Annotated in this window: 21 protein-coding genes and 1 pseudogene; 10 read left to right on the forward strand and 12 right to left on the reverse strand. The window is 71.6% G+C overall.

What is annotated here, in order from left to right:
- The 4 genes from OHB00_RS32025 to OHB00_RS32040 all read right to left on the reverse strand — a co-directional run bounded on the left by OHB00_RS32025 (window position 1) and on the right by OHB00_RS32040 (window position 3,692).
- Window positions 1-1,632: a phospho-sugar mutase gene (locus OHB00_RS32025; RefSeq protein ID WP_406439860.1), complete on the reverse strand. Its 1,632-nt coding sequence runs from the start codon at window positions 1,630-1,632 to the stop codon at window positions 1-3.
- 318 nt (window positions 1,633-1,950) lie between these two features.
- The gene (locus OHB00_RS32030) at window positions 1,951-2,775 is read right to left on the reverse strand and encodes a purine-nucleoside phosphorylase (protein WP_406439862.1); all 825 of its coding nucleotides are present in this window, start codon (window positions 2,773-2,775) and stop codon (window positions 1,951-1,953) included.
- Window positions 2,776-2,923: 148 nt separating this feature from the next.
- A complete protein-coding gene (locus tag OHB00_RS32035; protein ID WP_406439863.1) occupies window positions 2,924-3,202 on the reverse strand; it encodes a hypothetical protein in 279 nt (92 codons plus the stop codon).
- 49 nt (window positions 3,203-3,251) lie between these two features.
- The gene (locus tag OHB00_RS32040; RefSeq protein WP_406439865.1) at window positions 3,252-3,692 is read right to left on the reverse strand and encodes a gamma-glutamylcyclotransferase; all 441 of its coding nucleotides are present in this window, start codon (window positions 3,690-3,692) and stop codon (window positions 3,252-3,254) included.
- A gap of 96 nt (window positions 3,693-3,788) precedes the next feature.
- On the opposite strand from OHB00_RS32040, the gene OHB00_RS32045 reads away from it, so the two are divergent.
- Both OHB00_RS32045 and OHB00_RS32050 read left to right on the forward strand, forming a co-directional pair.
- The gene (locus OHB00_RS32045; protein ID WP_406439867.1) at window positions 3,789-5,237 is read left to right on the forward strand and encodes an NAD(P)H-quinone dehydrogenase; all 1,449 of its coding nucleotides are present in this window, start codon (window positions 3,789-3,791) and stop codon (window positions 5,235-5,237) included.
- Window positions 5,238-5,403: 166 nt separating this feature from the next.
- Window positions 5,404-6,372 carry a DeoR/GlpR family DNA-binding transcription regulator gene (locus tag OHB00_RS32050; protein WP_406439869.1) on the forward strand — a complete coding sequence of 323 codons (969 nt, stop codon included), beginning with the start codon at window positions 5,404-5,406 and terminating at the stop codon, window positions 6,370-6,372.
- Between the two features lie 97 nt (window positions 6,373-6,469).
- On the opposite strand, the pseudogene OHB00_RS32055 reads toward OHB00_RS32050, so the two are convergent.
- Both OHB00_RS32055 and OHB00_RS32060 read right to left on the reverse strand, forming a co-directional pair.
- Window positions 6,470-7,066, reverse strand: a pseudogene (locus OHB00_RS32055) (TetR/AcrR family transcriptional regulator).
- 74 nt (window positions 7,067-7,140) lie between these two features.
- Entirely contained in the window at window positions 7,141-8,913 is a 1,773-nt protein-coding gene (locus tag OHB00_RS32060; protein WP_406439871.1) for an acetyl/propionyl/methylcrotonyl-CoA carboxylase subunit alpha, read from the reverse strand.
- 375 nt (window positions 8,914-9,288) lie between these two features.
- On the opposite strand from OHB00_RS32060, the gene OHB00_RS32065 reads away from it, so the two are divergent.
- Window positions 9,289-9,834, forward strand: coding sequence for a hypothetical protein (locus OHB00_RS32065; RefSeq protein WP_406439873.1), 546 nt, complete (start codon window positions 9,289-9,291; stop codon window positions 9,832-9,834).
- Here the strand turns inward: OHB00_RS32065 and OHB00_RS32070 are convergent.
- From OHB00_RS32070 to OHB00_RS32085, 4 genes are all read right to left on the reverse strand, one after another.
- On the reverse strand, window positions 9,806-10,408 hold the full coding sequence (locus tag OHB00_RS32070) for a Maf family protein (protein ID WP_406439875.1): 603 nt from the start codon (window positions 10,406-10,408) through the stop codon (window positions 9,806-9,808). The two genes, OHB00_RS32065 and OHB00_RS32070, sit on opposite strands and share 29 nt — an antisense overlap.
- A 47-nt stretch (window positions 10,409-10,455) precedes the next feature.
- Window positions 10,456-10,584, reverse strand: a complete 129-nt coding sequence (gene mmpB, locus OHB00_RS32075; protein ID WP_362595034.1) for a morphogenic membrane protein MmpB — start codon at window positions 10,582-10,584, stop codon at window positions 10,456-10,458.
- 137 nt (window positions 10,585-10,721) lie between these two features.
- Window positions 10,722-10,931, reverse strand: a complete 210-nt coding sequence (locus OHB00_RS32080; protein WP_406439877.1) for an acyl-CoA carboxylase epsilon subunit — start codon at window positions 10,929-10,931, stop codon at window positions 10,722-10,724.
- A 9-nt stretch (window positions 10,932-10,940) separates the two neighbouring features.
- Entirely contained in the window at window positions 10,941-12,536 is a 1,596-nt protein-coding gene (locus OHB00_RS32085) for an acyl-CoA carboxylase subunit beta (RefSeq protein ID WP_406439879.1), read from the reverse strand.
- Between the two features lie 110 nt (window positions 12,537-12,646).
- On the opposite strand from OHB00_RS32085, the gene OHB00_RS32090 reads away from it, so the two are divergent.
- Together OHB00_RS32090 and OHB00_RS32095 are read left to right on the forward strand one after the other, a co-directional pair.
- The gene (locus tag OHB00_RS32090) at window positions 12,647-13,522 is read left to right on the forward strand and encodes a biotin--[acetyl-CoA-carboxylase] ligase (RefSeq protein WP_406439881.1); all 876 of its coding nucleotides are present in this window, start codon (window positions 12,647-12,649) and stop codon (window positions 13,520-13,522) included.
- Between the two features lie 214 nt (window positions 13,523-13,736).
- Window positions 13,737-14,852: an adenylate/guanylate cyclase domain-containing protein gene (locus OHB00_RS32095; RefSeq protein WP_406439883.1), complete on the forward strand. Its 1,116-nt coding sequence runs from the start codon at window positions 13,737-13,739 to the stop codon at window positions 14,850-14,852.
- A 53-nt stretch (window positions 14,853-14,905) separates the two neighbouring features.
- Here the strand turns inward: OHB00_RS32095 and OHB00_RS32100 are convergent, their stop codons facing one another.
- Window positions 14,906-15,556 (reverse strand): hypothetical protein, encoded by a 651-nt coding sequence (locus tag OHB00_RS32100; RefSeq protein WP_406439885.1) that lies wholly within the window; start codon window positions 15,554-15,556, stop codon window positions 14,906-14,908.
- Window positions 15,557-15,771: 215 nt separating this feature from the next.
- Between OHB00_RS32100 and OHB00_RS32105 the strand changes: the two genes are divergently transcribed.
- From OHB00_RS32105 to hutH, 3 genes are all read left to right on the forward strand, one after another.
- Window positions 15,772-16,566 (forward strand): enoyl-CoA hydratase/isomerase family protein, encoded by a 795-nt coding sequence (locus OHB00_RS32105; RefSeq protein ID WP_406439887.1) that lies wholly within the window; start codon window positions 15,772-15,774, stop codon window positions 16,564-16,566.
- Between the two features lie 295 nt (window positions 16,567-16,861).
- Entirely contained in the window at window positions 16,862-18,007 is a 1,146-nt protein-coding gene (locus tag OHB00_RS32110; protein WP_406439889.1) for a diguanylate cyclase domain-containing protein, read from the forward strand.
- A 76-nt stretch (window positions 18,008-18,083) separates the two neighbouring features.
- Window positions 18,084-19,622 (forward strand): histidine ammonia-lyase, encoded by a 1,539-nt coding sequence (gene hutH / locus OHB00_RS32115; RefSeq protein ID WP_406446084.1) that lies wholly within the window; start codon window positions 18,084-18,086, stop codon window positions 19,620-19,622.
- A 232-nt stretch (window positions 19,623-19,854) separates the two neighbouring features.
- Here hutH and OHB00_RS32120 read toward each other — a convergent pair whose 3' ends face one another.
- On the reverse strand, window positions 19,855-20,181 hold the full coding sequence (locus OHB00_RS32120) for an LAETG motif-containing sortase-dependent surface protein (protein WP_406439891.1): 327 nt from the start codon (window positions 20,179-20,181) through the stop codon (window positions 19,855-19,857).
- A gap of 109 nt (window positions 20,182-20,290) precedes the next feature.
- Here OHB00_RS32120 and OHB00_RS32125 point away from each other — a divergent pair, with 109 nt between their 5' ends.
- Window positions 20,291-20,635 carry a hypothetical protein gene (locus tag OHB00_RS32125; RefSeq protein WP_406439893.1) on the forward strand — a complete coding sequence of 115 codons (345 nt, stop codon included), beginning with the start codon at window positions 20,291-20,293 and terminating at the stop codon, window positions 20,633-20,635.
- Between the two features lie 223 nt (window positions 20,636-20,858).
- Window positions 20,859-22,103, forward strand: a complete 1,245-nt coding sequence (locus OHB00_RS32130) for an Ig-like domain-containing protein (protein ID WP_406439895.1) — start codon at window positions 20,859-20,861, stop codon at window positions 22,101-22,103.
- Window positions 22,104-22,119: the final 16 nt, after the last annotated feature.

The following is a 22,119-nucleotide window of genomic DNA, read 5'->3' on the forward strand; positions in this document are numbered from 1 at the left end:
TCAGATGCCGGCCGCCGCGGAGAGGTCGTGCTTGATCGCGGCCAGGGTCTGTGCGGCCCTGGCGCGGGCCGTGGGGAGGGCGGTGCGGTCGGACACCGGGACCACCACCTCCAGGTAGCACTTCAGCTTGGGCTCGGTGCCGCTGGGGCGGACGATGACGCGGGCGCCGGTGAGGGTGTAGCGGAGGCCGTCGGTGGGGGGCAGGGTGTCCGTGCCCCGGGTGAGGTCCTCGGCCTTGGTGACGGGGAGGCCCGCGAGTTCGGTCGGGGGGTGCTCGCGGAGCTTCCGCATGGCCTGTGCGATGACGGAGAGATCCTGGACGCGGACCGAGAGCTGTTCGGTGGCGTGCAGGCCGTGCTCCACGGCGAGGTCGTCGAGAAGGTCGGGGAGGGTGCGGCCCTCCTCCTTGAGGACCGAGGCCAACTCGGTGATGAGGAGGGCCGCGGTGATGCCGTCCTTGTCACGGACGCCGTCGGGGTCGACGCAGTAGCCGAGGGCCTCCTCGTAGCCGTAGCGCAGGCCGTCCACGCGGGCGATCCACTTGAAGCCGGTGAGGGTCTCCTCGTAGGGCAGGTTCGCCTTCTCGGCGATGCGGCCGAGGAGGGAGGAGGAGACGATCGACTCGGCGAAGACGCCGGTGGCGCCGCGGCGGACCAGGTGGGCGGCGAGGAGGGAGCCGACCTCGTCGCCGCGGAGCATGCGCCATGCGCCGTTGTCCTTGACGGCCGCGGCGCAGCGGTCGGCGTCGGGGTCGTTGGCGATGATCAGGTCGGGGTCGGTCTCGCGGGCCTTCGCGAAGGCGAGGTCCATCGCGCCTGGCTCTTCCGGGTTGGGGAAGGCGACGGTCGGGAAGTCGGGGTCCGGCTCGGCCTGCTCGGTGACGAGGGCGGGGGTGGGGAAGCCGGCCCGGGCGAAGGCGGCGAGGAGGGTGTCCTTGCCGACGCCGTGCATGGCCGTGTAGACCGTGCGGGCGGTGCGGGGGGAGGTGGGGGACAGGACGGCGTCCGTACGGGCCAGGTAGGCCTCCACGACCGTGTCGTCGAGGGTCTCCCAGCCGGTGTCGGGGCGGGGGACGTCGTGGAGCGTCGTGATGGCGTGGATCTCGGCGGCGATCTCCGCGTCGGCGGGCGGGACGATCTGGGAGCCGTCGCCGAGGTACACCTTGTAGCCGTTGTCGCGGGGCGGGTTGTGGCTGGCGGTGACCTCCACGCCGGCGACCGCGCCCAGGTGCCGTATGGCGAACGCCAGGACGGGGGTGGGGAGGGGGCGGGGGAGTACGACGGCGTGCAGGCCGGCGCCGGTCATGACGGCAGCGGTGTCGTGGGCGAAGTCGGCGGACTTGTGGCGGGCGTCGTAGCCGATGACGACGGTGCCGGCGCCGTGGCCGTGGCTCTTCAGGTACGCGGCGAGGCCGGCGGCGGCGCGGATGACGACGGAGCGGTTCATGCGCATGGGGCCGGCACCGAGCTCGCCGCGCAGACCCGCGGTGCCGAACTGGAGGGTGCCGCTGAAGCGGGCTTCGAGTTCCTCGGTGTCACCGGCGTCGATCAGCTTGGCCAGCTCGTCGCGGGTCTCCGGGTCGGGGTCCTCGGTCTGCCAGGCTCGGGCCCGGGCGATGAGATCGTCGTGCACGGTCGTCGTCCAACCTCTCGTGGTGTGCCTGCGGCGCATCCGCGGCTTCGGTGGGGGTGCGCGTAGCGCCTACGGGTGGGGGTGGGCCGGGGCCGGGGCGGGGGAGTCTCCGTCCTTGGACCGGCGGGGCCGTCTCTCATACCGCCCAGGGCGACCGACGCCGGCCGCCGCGGGCGGAGACTCCCCGCCCCGTCCCCTTCCCGCCGTGGGCGGCTTCAGAGCCCCCTCGGTCCGCTTTTCGGCGCGGGGAACTGCCCGGCTCGCCACGACGGACCCGCGGGCTCCGCCGGACCGTATGTGGCGACCCGGACGGCGTCTTCAGAGCCTGCCCAGTACCTGCGCCAGCAGCTCGCCCATCCGCGCGGCGGAGTCACGGCCCGCCTGGAGGACCTCCTCGTGGTTCAGCGGCTCGCCGGTCATGCCCGCGGCGAGGTTCGTCACCAGGGAGATGCCCAGGACCTCGGCGCCCGCCTCGCGCGCAGCGATCGCTTCGAGGACCGTCGACATGCCCACCAGGTCCGCGCCGATCACGCGGGCCATGCGGATCTCGGCCGGGGTCTCGTAGTGCGGGCCGGGGAACTGCGCGTAGACGCCCTCTTCGAGGCTGGGGTCGACCTCCTTGCACAGGGCGCGCAGGCGGGGGGAGTAGAGGTCGGTGAGGTCGACGAAGTTCGCGCCGATGATCGGGGAGGTCGCCGTCAGGTTGATGTGGTCGCTGATGAGGACCGGCTGACCGGGACGCATGCCCTCGCGCAGGCCGCCGCAGCCATTGGTGAGGATGATCGTCTTGCAGCCGGCCGCCACGGCGGTGCGCACGCCGTGGGCGACGGCGGCGACGCCTCGGCCCTCGTAGTAGTGCGTGCGGCCCAGGAAGACCAGCGCGCGCTTGTCACCGAAGGCGTACGAGCGGATCTTGCCGCCGTGCCCTTCCACGGCCGGCGGCGGGAAGCCGGGCACCTCGGTGACCTGGAACTCGGCGTCGGGAGCGCCCAGGGCGTCGACGGCCGGCGCCCAGCCGGAGCCCATCACGAGGGCGACGTCGTGGGTGTCGGCGCCCGTGAGTTCGCGCAGGCGAGCGGCGGCCGCGTCGGCGGCGGCGTGGGGGTCGCCCTGGATGTCGTCCGGAAGAAGAGATGCGTTCACGCGGATGAGAGTAGCCGGTCTGGGCCTACGCGCGTAGATGACGGAGCTCATGGGATTGCGATCGTTGTCTTGTCGTTTCCGATGAGCGGTGTGACGCAGGCAACTTTTGCGCGGGCTGTGCGGGGTCTGTGACGATTCCGGGGTGCGGTCACTCGTCCATGACGAGGACGTCCTTGTCGTTGAAGACCTCGACGATGAAGATCAGCAGGCGGCCGCGGCTCACCGTGTACTCCACGAGGACGTTCTGGGTGAGACGGATGGTGCGGTCGTCCCCCGTGGAGCTTATGGGGCGGGACACGGAGAGGAACGGGTCGCGGGCGAGGAGGGCGATGCCCTTGTCGAACGCGATGCGCTGACGGTCCTCCAGCCGGTCGCGGGCGGCTGCGGCCTGCACGGTGTAGTAGACGTCGTACGTGGTGGGGGACATCCGCTCTCCCGTTGGTGCGTCGGTCCCCCAAGTGTAGGGACGCGGGGTCTCAGCAGGGCCGCTTGCGCAGTTCCATCACGTAATCGTGTGGGGCGCCTGCGGATTCCGCCGCGTCGGCGATCTCGCCCAGGTAGCGCGCCGAGGGCAGGCCGCCCTCGTAGCCGTCGAGGACGTAGAGCCAGGCGGACTCCTCGCCCTCCAGGGTGTGCACGCGGACCCGGGCGCGGCGGTAGATGCCCATGCCGACACCCTCCCAGCGGTCCATGGCCTCCTCGTCCATCGGGGCGATGTCGTAGAGACCGACGAAGACCTGGGACAGGGGGTCCTCGACGATCGTCGCAAGGGCGCCCTCCCAGCCCATCTGCTCGCCGCCGAACGTCAGCCGCCATCCGTTCAGCCAGCCGGTGGCGCGCAGGGGGGAGTGCGGGGCGCGGCGGGACATCAGCCGTGCGTCGAGATTGCCGGCGTAGGCGGCGTAGAGCGACGACATGGAGAGAGGGTACGGCAGCCGTCCCGTGTGCCACTCCTGTCCCAGGCGGCGCCGGGTGGCGGCCCCGGGCAGTGGCACCTTGAGGCGTGCGGGACAATGGAGTACGTGACTCGGATCGTGATCATCGGTGGCGGACCCGGCGGCTATGAAGCGGCGCTGGTGGGCGCGCAGCTCGGCGCGGAGGTGACCGTCGTCGACTGCGACGGTCTGGGCGGAGCGTCGGTACTGACCGACTGCGTGCCGTCGAAGACTCTTATCGCTACGGCCGAGGTCATGACGACCTTCGACTCGTCGTACGAGGAGCTGGGGATCATCGTCGCCGACGACACCCCGCCCCTGGAGCAGGCCGCCCGGGTGGTGGGGGTCGATCTGGGCAAGGTCAACCGGCGTGTGAAGCGGCTGGCGCTCGCCCAGTCGCACGACATCACGGCCTCGGTGACGCGCGCGGGTGCGCGGGTCATGCGGGGGCGCGGGCGGCTGGAGGGCATGCAGGCTCTGGACGGGTCGCGGAAGGTCGTCGTCACGGCGGCGGACGGGAGTGAGGAGACGCTCGTCGCGGACGCGGTGCTGATCGCGACCGGCGGTCATCCTCGTGAGGTGCCCGATGCGCAGCCGGACGGCGAGCGCATCCTGAACTGGACCCAGGTCTACGACCTCACCGAGCTGCCCGATGAACTCATCGTGGTCGGGTCGGGTGTGACCGGCGCCGAGTTCGCGGGTGCCTACCAGGCGCTGGGGTCGAGGGTCACGCTGGTCTCGTCCAGGGACCGCGTGCTGCCGGGCGAGGACCCGGACGCGGCCGCCGTGCTGGAGGACGTCTTCCGGCGCCGTGGCATGAACGTCATGGCCCGGTCGCGGGCGGCCGCGGCCAAGCGGGTGGGGGACCGGGTGGAGGTGACGCTCGCCGACGGGCGTGTCATCAGCGGTTCGCACTGCCTGATGGCCGTCGGTGCGATTCCGAACAGTGCCGGTCTGGGGCTGGAGGAGGCCGGCGTGAAGCTGCGCGACTCCGGGCACATCTGGACCGACAAGGTGTCGCGGACGACGGCTCCGGGGGTGTACGCCGCCGGTGACGTGACGGGTGTGTTCGCGCTGGCGTCGGTGGCCGCCATGCAGGGGCGGATCGCGATGTACCACTTCCTGGGCGACGCGGTGGCTCCGCTGAACCTGAAGACCGTGTCGTCGAACGTCTTCACCGATCCGGAGATCGCGACGGTGGGGTACACGCAGGCGGACGTGGATGCCGGGAAGATCGACGCCCGGGTGGTGAAGCTGCCGCTGCTGCGCAACCCGCGCGCGAAGATGCAGGGCATCCGGGACGGCTTCGTGAAGATGTTCTGCCGGCCGGGGACGGGGATCGTGGTGGGCGGTGTGGTGGTCTCACCGCGGGCCTCGGAGCTGATCCATCCGATCTCGATCGCCGTCGACAACAATCTGACGGTCGAACAGATCGCGAACGCGTTCACCGTGTATCCCTCCCTTTCGGGGTCGATCGCGGAGGTGGCGCGGCAGCTGCACACCCGGAAGACCGGCAGCGAACTCTGACGGCCGGAACCGACTCCCCGCTGGTCACGGGGAGTTGTCGGTCATGCGTGCGGCATAGTCGGGCGGGGTAGGCCCTATACCACTCCTGACCCTGCTGTGCGAACAACTTCTGCTATTCGGCGCAAACTGCTGAAAGCAGACGGTCGTTGGGGTTACTGTCAGTTTCGTGTTCGCTGCAGAACGTCGCCAATTGATCCTCGAAATGGTGCGAGCGAACGGGGCCGTGTCGCTCCGTGAGCTCGCCCGCGTCGTCCAGACCTCAGAAGTGACCGTACGGCGGGACGTGCGCGCACTGGAGGCAGAAGGACTCCTCGACCGCCGGCATGGCGGTGCGGTACTGCCGGGCGGGTTCACGCGGGAGTCCGGCTTTCCGCAGAAATCTCATCTCGCGACCGCCGAGAAGACGGCCATCGCCGATCTCGCCGCGGGTCTCGTCGAAGAAGGCGAGGCCATCGTCGTCGGGGCGGGTACCACCACGCAGGAGCTCGCGCGCCGGCTGGCGAGAGTGCCCGGCCTGACCGTCGTCACCAACTCACTGCTGGTGGCACAGGCGTTGGCCCATGCCAACCGGGTCGAGGTGGTGATGACCGGCGGTACCCTGCGGGGCTCCAACTACGCGCTCGTCGGCTCCGGTGCGGAGCAGTCCCTCCAGGGGCTGCGCGTGTCCAAGGCCTTCCTGTCCGGGAGCGGCCTGACGGCCGAGCGGGGGCTGTCCACGTCCAACATGCTGTCGGCCTCCGTCGACCGGGCGCTGGTGCAGGCCGCCGCGGAGGTCGTGATCCTCGCCGACCACACCAAGCTCGGCACGGACACCATGTTCCAGACCGTGCCGACCGACCTCATCACCCGGCTGGTCACGGACGAGCCGCCGGGCCACGACGACCGTGCGGTCACCGAGCTGCAGGCCCTTGCCGATCAGGGGGTGCAGATCGCCGTGGCCGGGGCGTCGGGAAACCCGGGGGGTGATCAGGTCCCGGCGCGGCAGCAGCATCAACAGCGTCGGGACGTCGCCCTGCCGGGGCCGCGGCGGAGTCAGGGGCCGGGGGCTTCGGGCTTGCGGTCGGCGTCGATGCTCCAGGGAGAGCCGCCGACGGGGGCTGAGCGGGGGCGGGTCGCCGATATGCGGCGGCGGTGAGCGTGCCCAGGCGCCGTAGTGGCGCATGGGGATGGGCGGGTGCCTGGCCTCCGTAGCGGGTTGGGGTGTTGCGCGGGTGCAGCGCCGTCGTGGCTGGTCACGCCCACGCGGCGGAGCCGCATATGAACAAAGCCTCGCGCCCCTTACAGGGGTGCTGGGGCTTGAGTCCCATCAACGTCGGGGTCAGCAGTCTGTCCGCCGACTCCGGGTCTCCCGGTGACTCCTCCGCTGCCAGGGCGATGGCGTGGGTGAGTTGGAGGAGGTCGCCGATGCGTACGTCCGCTCTGACCGCGCCCGCGTCCTGAGCGCGTGTCAGGAGGGCGCTGCCCGCCTCCCGCGTCGGGGTGCCGCAGCGGGAGAGGGCGGATGCCGGTGAGGCCGGCATCAGGGCCCTCGACAGGCCCCGGTACGTCGCCGCGTGGGTGACCACCTCGTGGAGCCAGGTCAGCAGGGCCTGGCACGGGTCGGGGGCGGTCTGCAACTCGCGGGCACCGGCCAGGAGTTCGTTCACCGCGTCCTCGAAGACCGCGCTCATCAGGGCGTGCCGGTCGGGGAAGTGGCGGTAGAGGGTGCCGATGCCCACGCCCGCCCGGCGGGCCACGTCCTCCAGTGAGGCGTCCGTGCCGTGCACGGCGAAGACGGTGCGGGCCTAGGCGAGCAGCCGCTCGTGGTTGCGGCGGGCGTCGGCGCGCATGGGCCGTTCCGGAAAGTCGGGCGCCCGGCGAGCCGTCGGGTGACGTTCGCCGGGCGGTGCGGTGCGGGGTGGGGTCAGTCCTTGATCTCGCAGATCACGGCACCGGACGTGAGGGACGCGCCGACCTCGGCGGCGAGGCCCTTGATGGTGCCGGTCTTGTGGGCGTTGAGGGGCTGCTCCATCTTCATCGCTTCGAGTACGACGATCAGGTCACCCTCCTTGACCTCCTGGCCCTCCTCGACCGCGACCTTGACGATCGTGCCCTGCATGGGCGAGGCGAGGGTGTCACCGGAGGCGACCGGGCCGGACTTCTTGGCGGCGCGGCGCTTCGGCTTGGCTCCTGCGGCGAGGCCGGTGCGGGCCAGGGTCATGCCCAGGGAGGCGGGCAGCGAGACCTCCAGGCGCTTGCCGCCGACCTCGACGACGACGGTCTCGCGGCCGGTGTCCTCGTCGGCCTCGGCATCCGCGGGGGCGGCGAAGGGCTTGATCTCGTTGACGAACTCGGTCTCGATCCAGCGGGTGTGGACCGTGAAGGGGTCCTCCGAGCCGGTCAGCTCGGGGGCGAAGGCCGGGTCACGGACGACGACGCGGTGGAAGGGGATGGCCGTGGCCATGCCCTCGACCTGGAACTCGTCCAGGGCGCGGGCGGCCCGCTGCAGGGCCTCCGCGCGGGTGCGGCCGGTGACGATCAGCTTGGCGAGCAGGGAGTCCCAGGCGGGGCCGATGACGCTGCCGGCCTCGACGCCCGCGTCCAGGCGGACACCGGGGCCGGAGGGCGCGTCGAAACGGGTGACCGTGCCGGGGGCGGGCAGGAAGTTGCGGCCCGGGTCCTCGCCGTTGATGCGGAACTCGAAGGAATGGCCGCGCAGCTCGGGGTCGTCGTAGCCGAGCGCCTCGCCGTCGGCGATCCGGAACATCTCGCGGACCAGGTCGATGCCGGCGACCTCCTCGGTCACCGGGTGCTCGACCTGGAGGCGGGTGTTGACCTCAAGGAAGGAGATCGTGCCGTCCTGGCCGACCAGGAACTCGCAGGTCCCCGCGCCGACGTAGCCGGCCTCCTTGAGGATCGCCTTGGAGGCGCGGTACAGCTGGGCGACCTGGGCGTCGGAGAGGAACGGCGCGGGGGCCTCCTCGACGAGCTTCTGGTGGCGGCGCTGGAGCGAGCAGTCACGGGTGGAGACGACCACCACGTTGCCGTGGGTGTCGGCCAGGCACTGGGTCTCCACGTGCCGCGGACGGTCCAGGTAGCGCTCCACGAAGCACTCGCCGCGGCCGAAGGCGGCCACCGCCTCACGGACGGCGGAGTCGTACAGCTCGGGGACCTCTTCGAGGGTGCGGGCGACCTTCAGGCCGCGCCCGCCGCCGCCGAAGGCCGCCTTGATGGCGATCGGCAGGCCGTGCTCCTCGGCGAAGGCCACCACCTCGTCGGCGCCCGAGACCGGGTCCGGGGTGCCGGCCACCAGGGGGGCGCCGGCGCGCTGGGCGATGTGCCGGGCCGCCACCTTGTCGCCCAGGTCGCGGATGGCCTGCGGCGGGGGGCCGATCCAGGTCAGGCCGGCATCCAGGACCGCCTGCGCGAACTCCGCGTTCTCGGAGAGGAAGCCGTAGCCCGGGTGGACGGCGTCCGCACCGGCTTCGCGCGCCGCGTTCAGGACCTTCGCGATGTCCAGGTAGCTGGTGGCCGGGGTGTCACCGCCCAGGGCGAACGCCTCATCCGCGGCGCGGACATGCAGAGCGTCCCGGTCCGGGTCCGCGTAGACGGCCACGCTCGCGATCCCGGCGTCCCGGCAGGCCCGGGCCACGCGGACAGCGATTTCGCCACGGTTGGCGATGAGCACCTTGCGCACGATTGAGGCTCCCTCCTTGAAACAAGCCGAGTTTAGGGACTGCCGACACGGCACTTCGACCCGTCCCCAATGGTGACCTTGCCCACACGGAGCGTGATGCGAGGCTCACCCGACCCGGGAAATCCCTTGTCGCACCTCGGTACGCAGGACTCCTTCGGGAAACCCTAGCCCCGCCATGTGGTCAAGGTCTCTGTGAGAGCGTGCCGCGCCCCACTCCGTTTCTTTGTTGAGTCCCTACGAATGGCCCAACGATTCTTTGCCGGCGACCGGACCCTTGTCCCCGGGTTTACCCGTTAGTAGCGTTCGCGATGTCTTGAACGGACTTCAAGTAACACCGGCTCGGTCCGGGCCGTGATCGAAAGTGGGTGGGGACCGGTGGTGCGCAGACCGGTGGCGTGGATCGTGGCGGTCGTACTCTTCGCCGAGGCATTCGGCATCGCCGCGCTCAACTGGTTCATGGGAGTGGTCGTCGACCGTCAGGACATGTCCCTGGCCGGTCTCGACCCGGACCGGATGTCGATGTCCGCGAAGGCCGGCGCGGTGGTCTTCGGTCTCTACTTCGCGCTGTGCGGCCTGGTGGCCCTGCTGGTCGCCGTACGCAACCGGCCGCCCGCCGGCCTCGGCCGCGTACTGCTGATCAGCGTCGCGGTCGTCCACGCCCTTCTGGGCGCCGTGGCGTGGGGACTGATCGGGTGGGCGGCGTTCCTGTTCATGGTGGTCGTCCTCGCGCTCGTCGTACTGCTGCTGATGACGTACGACCGGGTGGAGGGGGCCGGTGGTGCCGGGGCGGAGGCCGACGGCGGGGACGAGGGCGGTTCCGGTCCCGCGAGCGCCCCGGAGCCGGGGCCGGAACCGGAGCAGGCGAAGAACGACGCGCCGCCCGCGGGACCGCTCACTCCGCCGGCGCCCACAACTCCGTGATGCCGACGCCGAGCTCCGCCAGCAGCCGGCGGACCAGGGGCAGGCTGATGCCGATCACGTTGCCGTGGTCGCCGTCGATGCCCTCGATGAACGGCCCGCTGCGGCCGTCCAGGGTGAAGGCTCCCGCGACGTAGAGGGGTTCGCCCGAGGCGACGTACGCGGCGATCTCCTGGTCGGTGGGCTCGCCGAACCGGACGACCGTGGACGCGGTCGCCGACACCCAGCGCTTGCTCGCCGTGTCCCACACGCAGTGCCCGGTCTGCAGGGTGCCGGCCCGGCCGCGCATCGACTTCCAGCGGGCGGTGGCCTCCTCGGCGTCCGCCGGCTTGCCGAGGGCCTGGCCGTCGAGGTCCAGCACGGAGTCACAGCCGATGACGATGGCGCCCTGGACGTCGGGGCGGGCGGCCACGACGGACGCCTTCGCCTCCGCGAGGGCGAGGGCCAGGTCGGCCGGGGTGGGGGCGGTGACGGCGTCCTCGTCGACGCCGCTGACGATCACCTCGGGAGCGAGACCCGCCTGGCGCAGGAGGTTCAGCCGGGCGGGGGACTGGGAGGCGAGGACGAGTCTGCGCATGGGGGCAGACTATCGGCGGGGCCGACAGGGCGGCCGACGGGAGGGCGTCACCTCACGCCGAGCACGATCATCAGCACGATCATGACCAGGGCCAGGAAGACGCCGAGCCGCCGGAGGGTGTTCTGCATGTCCTGCAGGTCCTTCGGCGGCTCGTCTTCGGGGTCCGACCACAGCATGTCACCAGCGTGGGGCTTGGCCGGGGGCGGCGCCTGAGTAGGGGTACTCAGATTGGGTGCCGGGGTTCCACTTACGTGCGCCCATGCGGCGGAGCCGCATATGGATGCGGCCCCGCGCCCCAAGAAGGTGGGTGGACTCAGCTCGGCCAGTAGGTGCGGCTCCACGCGGTCGGGCTCGGTGCCGGGATGCGGCGTTGGGCGATGCGGCTCGGGTCGGACCAGGCGCTTCCCGGTGTCGCGGGGCCGGGCGGGGCGGCTGCCAGGGCGGCCGCGCGGGCCCTTACCACCGCCAGGGCGGCGGCCAGCTCCTCCGGGGTCGGGTTGCCCCGTATGACCTTGATCGTCACAGCGGCTCCTTACAGGGGGATGTTGCCGTGCTTCTTCGGGGGCAGGGTCTCGCGCTTGGTACGGAGCTGACGCAGGCCCCGTACGACGTGGCGGCGGGTGTCCGACGGCATGATGACGGCGTCGATGTAGCCGCGTTCGGCCGCCGTGTAGGGGTTGAGGAGGGTGTCCTCGTACTCCTGGATCAGGCGGGCGCGCACCGCCTCCAGGTCCTCCCCGTTCGCCTCCGCCTCGGCGATGGTGCGGCGGTGCAGGATGTTGACGGCGCCCTGGGCGCCCATGACGGCGATCTGGGCCGTGGGCCAGGCGAGGTTGAGGTCGGCGCCCAGGTGCTTGGAGCCCATGACGTCGTAGGCACCGCCGAAGGCCTTGCGGGTGATGACGGTGATGAGCGGGACGGTGGCCTCGGCGTAGGCGTAGATCAGCTTGGCACCGCGGCGGATGATGCCGTCGTGCTCCTGGCCGACGCCGGGCAGGAAGCCGGGGACGTCGACGAAGGTGATGACCGGGACGTTGAAGGCGTCGCAGGTGCGCACGAAGCGGGAGGCCTTCTCGCTCGCCTTGATGTCCAGGCAGCCGGCGAACTGCATGGGCTGGTTGGCGACGATGCCGACCGGCTGGCCCTCCACGCGGCCGAAGCCGGTGACGATGTTCGGCGCGAACAGGGCCTGGGTCTCGAAGAACTCCCCGTCGTCGAGGACGTGTTCGATCACCGTGTGGATGTCGTACGGCTGGTTCGCGCTGTCCGGGACCAGGGTGTCCAGCTCGCGGTCCTCGTCGGTGACCGTGAGGTCGGCCTCCTCGGCGAAGACCGGCGGCTCGGAGAGGTTGTTGGACGGCAGGTACGACAGCAGCTGCTTGACGTACTCGATGGCGTCCTTCTCGTCGCCGGCCATGTGGTGGGCCACGCCGGAGACGGAGTTGTGGGTCCGGGCGCCGCCCAGCTCCTCGAAGCCGACGTCCTCGCCGGTGACCGTCTTGATGACGTCCGGACCGGTGATGAACATGTGGGACGTCTGGTCGACCATGACCGTGAAGTCGGTGATGGCCGGGGAGTACACGGCGCCGCCGGCGCAGGGACCGACGACGAGCGAGATCTGCGGGATGACGCCGCTCGCGTGCGTGTTGCGGCGGAAGATCTCGCCGTACGCGCCGAGGGAGGCGACGCCCTCCTGGATCCTGGCCCCGCCGGAGTCGTTGATGCCGATGACCGGGCAGCCGGTCTTCAGGGCGAAGTCCATGACCTTCACGATCTTCTGGCCGTAGACCTCGCCGAGGGCGCCGCCGAAGACGGTGAAGTCCTGTGAGAAGACGGCGACGGGCCGGCCGTCGACGGTTCCGTACCCCGTGACGACGCCGTCCCCGTAGGGGCGGTTCTTCTCCAGGCCGAAGTTGGTGGACCGGTGCCGGGCGAACTCGTCCAGCTCGATGAAGGAGCCTTCGTCGAGGAGCAGCTCGATCCGCTCACGGGCCGTCAGCTTGCCCTTGGCGTGCTGCTTTTCGACGGCGCGCTCCGAACCGGCGTGTGTCGCTTCGTGGACACGGCGCTGGAGATCCGCGAGCTTCCCCGCGGTCGTGTGAATGTCGATCTCTTCCGGCTCGGACATCGGGATGCGGCTCCCTGCCTGCTCAAAAGGGGGGACGGTTACTCATCCGTAGCGTAGTGGGGCGCCTACCAAACGGCAGTGCGGCGTACGACACACCTAGGGTGGCTTGCATGACGCCGCGAGACGCAGCAGATGCGAACAACAATCGTTGGTCCGACCTGGACCGTCCACCGCTGAACGGGGCGGGGCTGCGCAGGGCCCTGGTACGGGACGGCGGCCATGGGGGCCTGTACGCCGACATCGAGGTCGTGGACCGCACCGGCTCCACCAATTCCGACCTCGCGGCGCGGGCCGTCGCGGGGGATGCCGACGAGGGTGCGGTGCTGGTCGCCGAGGAGCAGACGGCGGGCCGGGGCCGGCTGGACCGGCAGTGGACGGCGCCGGCGCGCTCGGGGCTGTTCTTCTCGGTGCTGCTGAAGCCGGCCGAGGTGCCGGTGGCCCGCTGGGGCTGGCTGCCGCTGCTGACGGGGGTGGCGGTGGCGACGGGGCTGGCCCGGGCGGCGGGCGTCGACACCGCGCTCAAGTGGCCGAACGACCTCCTCGTCACTGTCGGTGAGGAGGAGCGCAAGGCCGGCGGCATTCTCGCGGAGCGGGCCGGCGAGGACGGGGTGGTGGTCGGCGTCGGCATCAACGTCACCCTCCGCGCGGCGGAGCTGCCGGTGCCGCAGGCCGGGTCGCTGGCGCTGGCCGGGGCGGTCAGCACGGACCGGGAGACGCTGCTGAGGGCGGTTCTGCGGTCCCTGGAGGACTGGTACGGGCGCTGGCGTGCGGCGGGCGGCGATCCGGCCGCGAGCGGGCTCCAGGAGGCGTACGCGGCGGGGTGCGCGACGCTGGGGCGGTCGGTGCGGGCGGAGCTGCCCGGGGACCGGTCGCTGGTCGGCGAGGCGGTGGCGGTCGACGGTGACGGGAGGCTGGTGATCGCCACGAAGGAGGGGGTACAGGAGCCGGTGGGGGCGGGGGACATCGTGCATCTGCGCCCGGCGTGAGGGTGGCACGACTGCCCGCGGCCGGGGAGGAGCGCCGGCTGTAGCGCCCCGTCAGGGGCGCGGGGAACTGCGCGAGCAACCCACCCACCCGCGCCCGGAACTCGACCCCTCACCCCCCGATGTCGGCTTACCTCACGAAGTGAGCTACCGCACAGCTGCCGTAGAGTTGAGGCCGGTCGGTATGCGACCGCGGTAGATCGGAAGGGCAGCAGGCGTGACCGTCGACGACACGGGCTCCGGCGCGGGCGCGGACGCCGCCGACTCCGGCGAGGACCCCCTCGCGCTGCGTCTGGAAGGCCTGATCCTCGGGGCCGAGCGCCGCTACACCCCGTTCCAGGCGGCCCGCAGCGCCGGCGTCTCCATGGAGCTGGCGTCGCGGTTCTGGCGTGCCATGGGCTTCGCCGACATCGGACAGGCGAAGGCGCTGACCGAGGCCGACGTGCTGGCTCTGCGCCGGCTCGCCGGCCTCGTCGAGGCGGGGCTGCTCAGCGAGGCCATGGCCGTGCAGGTGGCGCGGTCGACGGGGCAGACCACCGCCCGTCTGGCGGAGTGGCAGATGGATTCCTTCCTGGAGGGCCTGACCGAGCCGCCCGAGCCGGGCATGACGCGCACCGAGGTCACGTATCCGATCGTCGAACTGCTCCTGCCCGAGCTGGAGGAGTTCCTCGTCTACGTCTGGCGCCGCCAGCTCGCCGCCTCGGCCGGCCGGGTCGTGCAGGCCACCGACGACGAGGAGATGGTCGACCGCCGCCTCGCCGTCGGCTTCGCGGACCTCGTGGGGTTCACCCGGCTGACCCGGCGCATGGAGGAGGAGGAACTCGGCGAGCTGGTCGAGGCCTTCGAGACCACCGCCGCCGACCTGGTGGCGGCCCGTGGCGGCCGGCTCATCAAGACCCTCGGCGACGAGGTCCTGTACGCCGCCGACGACGCCGGTATCGCCGCCGACATCGCGCTGCGCCTGGTCGAGACCATGGCCAACGACGAGACGATGCCGGAGCTGCGCGTCGGCATGGCCTTCGGCACCGTCACCACCCGAATGGGCGATGTCTTCGGTACGACCGTGAACCTCGCCTCCCGCCTCACCTCGATAGCCCCGCGCGACGCCGTGCTCGTCGACAGCGCGTTCGCGGAGGAGCTGATCCGGGTGGGCGAGGCACCGGCCTCGGAGGCGGCCGCCGCGGAGGAGGCGGCGACCGCCGAGAAGGAGGGCGAGGAGCCCCCGACGTACCGCTTCGCGCTTCAGCCGATGTGGCAGCGCCCGGTGCGTGGCCTGGGCGTGGTCGAGCCCTGGCTGCTCACCCGCCGGGACGGGTCGGTTTCGTCCTCGTAGGTCCGTGCCTTTCCCGGTACGCGTCCATGTCCTCTCGTCCCTGCGGATCCGGCTCAGCCCCCGGGTGTCCCGAGCGTGTCGACGCACAGGCCGACGATCGGGAGGCAGAGGCCGGGGCGGCCGGTGGTGGAGGGCTGTGGTGTGGGGTCGGGCGCGGGTGTGGTCCGGGGTGGTGGCGAGGTCGGCCGTGGGGTGGCCGAGGTGGGCGGTGTGTCGGGGGACTCGGGGATGGTGGTCGTGTCCGGGGTGGCTCGTGCGGTGGCCGGGCCCGAAGCCGTGGCCGGCCGGGGTACGACGGTGGAGGCCGTCGTCGGGGTCGTGCTCACCCCGCCCGTCACCGGGGCCGGCGAGGGGCTCACCGGGGGGATGACGGTGGCCGCGACCGTGGCGGCGGCGGGAGTCGACCGGTCCGTGCCGGTGCCGGGATCCAGCCGTGGTTCGGCCTCGGCTGCGCCGGGTCCGCCGGCGCCCGGATCGACGCTCACCCGGACGAGGCTCAGGGCCCCGGCGGCCAGTGCGATACCGCCTGCGACGAGCAGGACCCGACGGGGACGGGGGCGGCGGTGCCGGCCTCGACGGTGGCTGGTGAAGAGGCGCGGGCCGGCCGGGACGGTGTCCGTGGCCGACGTCGGCCGTGCCGGCCGGGTCGCCTCTGTGGCCGTGAGGCCGGTGTCTCGCGTCGGCTGCGTCCACGTCTCGGTCATCACGATCCCTCCCCGATGCACTCGCGCCCCCGATGCGCCGTGGCGAGCGCACGTTATGCGCTCCCCTGGGCGGTGCGGCGGGACTTGGGCGGGATGTCACTCGAACGGGTTGCCGAGGGTTGGTGCGGGAACCGGGCGACTGCCCTTTCCCGTTCGCAACTCGGCTGCGATGATCGAGGCCGGGCAGTTAACCCACGTTAACCGGAGGGTGTGTCGTGAGCGAGGAGCGGTTCGGGGAGTTCGTGCTGGTACGACGGCACGGCCAGGTCGCGGAGCTGGTGCTGGACCGGCCCAAGGCCATGAACGCGGTGTCGGCGGAGATGGCGCGTTCGATCGTGGCCGCGTGCGCCGCGCTGGGCGCCGACCGGGACGCCCGGGTGGTCGTGCTGACCTCCTCGCACGAACGGGCGTTCTGCGTCGGCGCCGACCTCAAGGAGCGCAACTCCATGACCGACGCGGAGCTGCTCCGGGCGCGGCCGCTGTCGCGCGGGGCGTACACGGGCGTACTGGAGCTGCCGATGCCGACGATCGCCGCCGTGCACGGCTACGCGCTCGGCGGGGGCTTCGAACTGGCCCTGTCCTGCGACGTGATCGTGGCCGACGGCACGGCCGTGGTGGGCCTGCCGGAAGTGTCGGTGGGTGTGATTCCCGGCGGTGGCGGTACACAGCTGCTGCCGCGCCGGGTGGGGGCGGCGCGCGCGGCCGAGCTGATCTTCTCGGCGCGTCGCGTGGCGGCGCCGGAGGCGCGTGAGCTGGGCCTGGTCGACGAGCTGGTGGCGGCGGGGCAGGACCGGGAGGCGGCGCTGGCGCTGGCGGCACGGATGGCGGCGAACTCGCCGGTGGGGCTGCGGGCGGCGAAGCGGGCGCTGCGGCTGGGGCACGGGCTGGATCTGCGGACGGGGCTGGAGGTCGAGGACGCGGCCTGGCGGGCGGTGGCGTTCTCGGGGGACCGGGCGGAGGGCGTGGCGGCGTTCAACGAGAAGCGGCAGCCGGAGTGGCCGGGGGAGTGAGACGCGGATGGGGGGCCGGGGGTGGGGACGCTTACCGGCGCTTGCGGGGTGCCTCCCCCAGGGGGGGACCCCCAGCGCCCACCTGTGCCGCCCCAGCGGCACGACTGCCCGCGGCTGGAGAGGGGCGCCGACTGGAGCGCCCCTTCAGGGGCGCGGGGCTGAGACATATGCGGCTCCGCCGCGTGGGCGCAAGAAGCCCCACCGGCCCCCGCAGTCCGCGACGAAACAGGTCGTCGCAGCACCTGTTCGCCGCACCAATGTCCCGAACAACACAAATCCTCCCTAATCTGGAGTAATGGGTGAGGACCACCGGCTGGCAGCCGTCGTCGCGCTGGCTCAGGGCATGGCTGCGGCTCACACCCCACGTGAGTGCTGGCACGCCGCCGCGGCCGGTGCCTGCCGCGCCCTGGACGGCAGCTTCGCCGCGCTCTCCGTCTGGGAGCGCGAGCTCGGCCGGCTCCGGGTCCTCGTGAACGTCGGGGGCCGCGCCCCGGACGAGGAGGAGTTCCCGGAAGCCGAGGCCTATCCGGTGCACCAGTTCCCGGAGATCACCGAGTTCCTGCACGAACGCTGGGCGGGCGGCGGCGGCCCCAACGCCTGGGTCGAGACGGCCGAGGGCCCCGCCGCCGGCCGCCCCGGTTACTCCCACCAGCGCGTCGCCGCCCTGCGCCGCCGGGGCCGCGGCTGCTGCCTGGTCGCCCCGATCGTGCTGCACGGCAGGGCCTGGGGCGAGCTGTACGTGGCCCGCGCCGCCCACGCCCCCGTCTTCGGCCGTGGCGACGCCGACTTCGCCACCGTCCTCGCCTCCGTCGTCGCCGCCGGGATCGCGCAGACCGAGCAGCTGGAGGAGGCGCGCCGGCTCGCGTACACCGACTCGCTGACCGGGCTCGCCAACCGCCGGGCCGTCGACGTGCGCCTCGACGAGGCGATCGAGCAGCACCGCGCGGACGGGGCCGTGGTCAGCCTCGTCGTCTGCGACCTCAACGGGCTCAAGAAGGTGAACGACACCTGCGGGCACGCCGTCGGCGACCGTCTCCTCGAACGGTTCGGCTCGGTGCTGTCGCTGTGCGGGGCGATGCTCCCGGGTGCGCTGGCCGCACGGCTCGGCGGGGACGAGTTCTGTCTGCTGGCCCTCGGCCCGCCGGCCGACGACGTGGTCAAGGCGGCCGACGAACTCTGCCGCCGGGCCGGGGAGTTGGAGCTGGGGGAGGGGGTCGCGTGCGGGGTCGCCTGCACCGCGGACCCGATCGGGCCGGTGCGTTCCGCCCGCCGCCTCTTCCGGCTCGCGGACGCCGCCCAGTACCGTGCCAAGGCGCTGCGCGCGGACCGTCCGGTGGTGGCCGGACGGGAGGGCCCGGACGATCCCGTCGTACGACTGGCGGACGCGCCGCCACCGGAGCGGGCCGAGCGGCGGAGCTTCCGCGGGCGCCGGGGACTGTGACGTAGAAGTAAGGGGCAACCCCGCGCCCCAGTAGTGACAGCGGCCGCATTCACTGCGTACGCTCCTGAATATGGATATGCACACTGTGGTGGTGGGGACGTCCGGTGTCACCGCGTCCGACGTTCTCGCCGTGGCGCGCGGCGGCGCCCGGATCGAACTGGCCGCGGAGGCGGTCGCGGCCCTCGCGGCGGCCCGCGGGATCGTGGACGCGCTGGCGGCCAAGCCGGACCCGGTCTACGGCGTCAGCACCGGCTTCGGCGCCCTGGCGACCCGGCACATCAGCCAGGAGCTGCGGGCCCAGCTGCAGCGCAACATCGTCCGCTCGCACGCGGCCGGCATGGGCCCGCGCGTGGAGCGCGAGGTCGTACGGGCCCTGATGTTCCTGCGGCTGAAGACCGTCTGCTCCGGACATACCGGTGTGCGTCCCGAGGTCGCCCAGACCATGGCCGACGTGCTGAACGCGGGTATCACCCCGGTCGTGCACGAGTACGGCTCTCTCGGCTGCTCCGGGGACCTGGCCCCGTTGTCGCACTGCGCGCTGACGCTGATGGGCGAGGGGGAGGCCGAGGGGCCCGACGGCAGCGTCCGTCCCGCCGGTGAGCTGCTCGCCGAGCACGGGATCGCCCCGGTCGAACTGCGCGAGAAGGAGGGGCTGGCGCTCCTCAACGGCACCGACGGCATGCTGGGCATGCTGGTCATGGCCCTCGCCGACCTGGACATGCTGTACAAGTCCGCCGACGTCACGGCCGCGTTGAGCCTTGAGGCGCTGCTCGGCACGGACAAGGTGCTCGCTCCCGAGCTGCACGCCATCCGGCCGCACCCGGGGCAGGGCGACAGCGCCGCCAACATGCTCGCCGTGCTCCAGGGCTCCCAGTTGACCGGGCATCACCAGGACGACGCGCCGCGGGTCCAGGACGCGTACTCGGTGCGGTGTGCTCCGCAGGTGGCCGGGGCCGGTCGGGACACGCTCGCGCATGCGCGGCTGGTGGCCGAGCGGGAGCTGGCGTCGGCCGTGGACAATCCCGTGGTGCTGCCCGACGGACGGGTCGAGTCCAACGGCAACTTCCATGGGGCGCCGGTCGCTTACGTCCTCGACTTCCTCGCCATCGCGGTGGCCGACCTCGGGTCCATCGCCGAGCGGCGGACGGACCGGCTGCTGGACAAGAACCGCAGCCATGGGCTGCCGCCGTTCCTGGCCGATGACGCGGGTGTCGACTCGGGGCTGATGATCGCCCAGTACACGCAGGCGGCGCTGGTCAGTGAGCTGAAGAGGCTTGCCGTTCCGGCGTCGGCCGACTCGATTCCGTCCTCGGCGATGCAGGAGGACCACGTGTCGATGGGGTGGTCGGCGGCGCGCAAGCTGCGGACGGCCGTGGGGAATCTGGCCCGGGTCATCGCCGTCGAGCTGTACGCGGCGACCCGGGCGATCGAGCTGCGGGAGGGCCTCACGCCGGCGCCGGCGTCCCGGGCCGTGATCGACGCGGTGCGCTCCGCGGGGGTGCAGGGTCCCGGACCTGACCGGTACTTGGCCCCCGACCTGGCCGCGGCGGAGGAGTTCGTGCGGGGCGGGGGAGTTGTGACGGCGGCGGAGAAGGTGACGGGGGCGCTGCGCTAGCTCGGCCGCCGTTCACGGTAGTGGCTCGGCCGCGGGTACGAGGCGGGTGGCCGCTCGGCCGCGGGTGCGTGGGGGCCGGTCGTGCCCGTGCGGTGGCGGCCGCATGTCGGCACGGTCCCGCGGCCCTTGGCCGGTCTCCGGGGCCTGTCTCGCCGTGTGCTGGTCGTGCCCGTGCGGTGGCGGCCGCATCCGGCACAGTCCCGCGCCCTCCCGGTCAAAGGGGGCAAGTCGCCTAAAACTCCAGTCGTTCCCGGCGGACCGAATAGACCACGAAGCCCGCGCCGACCGCGAGGAAAAGGGTGCCGCCGACGACGTAGGGCGTGGTGTCCGGGCTGCCGGTGTCGGCGAGTCGGGTGGCGTCCCCGGTCGCCTCCGAGGTGGCCTCGGACAGCGCCCTGGCCTGCTGGGTGACACGGGTCGCCGTACTCGCCGCACTCTCCGACGTGCCGGTTCTCGCCGGGGCGTCCTGGGACGCGTGGGCGGACGGGACGAACCACAGCGCGCACAGGAGCGTGCCTGCGGCGGTGGCGGTCAGCAACGGGCGGCGAGCGGATGACACGGAATATCGATCCCCTTGTGACGCTGGCGAATTGGCCGTGTGGGCCGATGTTAGTGAAAATCGCGGGTCACGGGAAAGTCACGGGACGATTCGGTCGTACGCTCCCGCCATGAGCACTCCAGAGACATCACGTTTTGTACGGCTTCGGGTGGAGCTGGTCCTTGAGGTGGAGGACGGTGGCGAGGTCACCAAGGCCGCGCTGCGGCGGATCGCCCAGGATCCCGAGCTGCCCGACGAGGAGCGGACGCAGGCCGAGGCCGCTGTGACGGAAGACACCGCCGAGGCGCTCGCCTATCTCGTCGACCCGTTCGACCTGGTCAGCGAGGTGCCCGGAGTCGAGCTCCAGCAGGCCTCCTGGTCCAGCGAGCGGATTTCCTACGATCCGGATTCGCCGGACTGGGATCTCGACGAGGATGATGACGAGGGCGACGACGAAGAGGACGGCATCGGCTGAGCGATCCGGGGAACCGGTGACCCCGGGCGGCAACCGCCGTCCGGGGTTTCGTCGTCTCAGAGGGCGCGCGGACCGGCCCCTCCCGCACCAGCCGCCCCTGCGGACGTGGTGTGCCCCACAGATCCGAAGAATGTGGAACGGGACGACGTGGCCGCAGCGTTGAGCTTTCCTGACGGGGACTCTCGGTGTGTTCGCGGACTCGGCAACGATGGAGAAGCGTGTGATGACGGACAGTAAGCGGCGCAAGGGTCTGATGACCGCGTCCGCACTGCTCGGCGGTGTACTGGTGCTCACGGCGTGTTCCGGCAGCGACGACAAGGCGTCCGGCAGCGGCGAGAGCTCGCAGTCCCAGGCGGACGCGGCGGCGGCCAAGAAGTCGTCCCAGGCCGACATCACGATCACACCCAAGGACGGCTCGGACAACGCGTCCATCAACAACTCCGCCGCCGTCACCGTCAGCAAGGGCACCCTCACCGGCGTGACGATGACCACCGCCAACGGCACCGCGGTCGCCGGCACCCTGTCCGCCGACAAGACGAGCTGGAAGCCCGACGCCCAGCTGGAGCGGTCAACCACCTACAAGGTCGCCGCCGAGGCCAAGGACTCCGCCGGCCTGGTCGCGCACGAGAACGCCTCCTTCACCACGGTCTCCCCGGCCAACAGCTTCATAGGCACGTTCACCCCCGAGGACGGCTCGACCGTCGGCGTCGGCATGCCCGTGTCGATCAACTTCGACAAGCAGATCACGAACAAGGCCGCCGTCCAGAAGGGCATCACGGTCACCTCCAGCAGCGGCCAGGAGGTCGTCTGCCACTGGTTCTCCACCCAGCGCATGGACTGCCGTCCCGAGACCTACTGGAAGGAGAACTCCACCGTCACGCTGAAGCTCGCGCTCGACGGTGTCGAGGGCGCCTCCGGGGTCTACGGCGTCCAGCAGAAGACGGTCACCTTCCACATCGGCCGCAACCAGGTCTCCTACGTCGACGCCAAGACCAAGGAGATGAAGGTCACCGAGGACGGCAAGACCATCAAGACCATCCCGATCTCGGCCGGTTCGCCGGAGCACACGACGTACGAGGGCATCATGGTGATGTCCGAGAAGTACAAGCAGACGCGCATGAACGGCACGACCGTCGGCTTCACGGACAACGACGGCAAGGCCGAGTACGACATCAAGGACGTGCCGCACGCCATCCGCCTCACCAGTTCCGGCACCTTCCTGCACGGCAACTACTGGGGCGCCAAGTCCATCTTCGGCTCCGTGAACACCAGCCACGGCTGTGTGGGCCTGTCCGACACCAAGGGCGCCAACGACACCACCACGCCCGCCTACTGGATGTACACGCACTCGATCATCGGCGATGTCGTGGTCGTCTCCAACACCGGCGACAAGACCGTGGCCCCCGACAACGGCCTCAACGGCTGGAACATGAACTGGGCCGAATGGAAGGCCGGTTCGGCGGTCTGAGCCACCCGAGAGCTGC

This window comes from Streptomyces sp. NBC_00631 (assembly GCF_045206895.1).
In the GTDB taxonomy this organism is placed as follows: Bacteria; Actinomycetota; Actinomycetes; order Streptomycetales; family Streptomycetaceae; genus Streptomyces.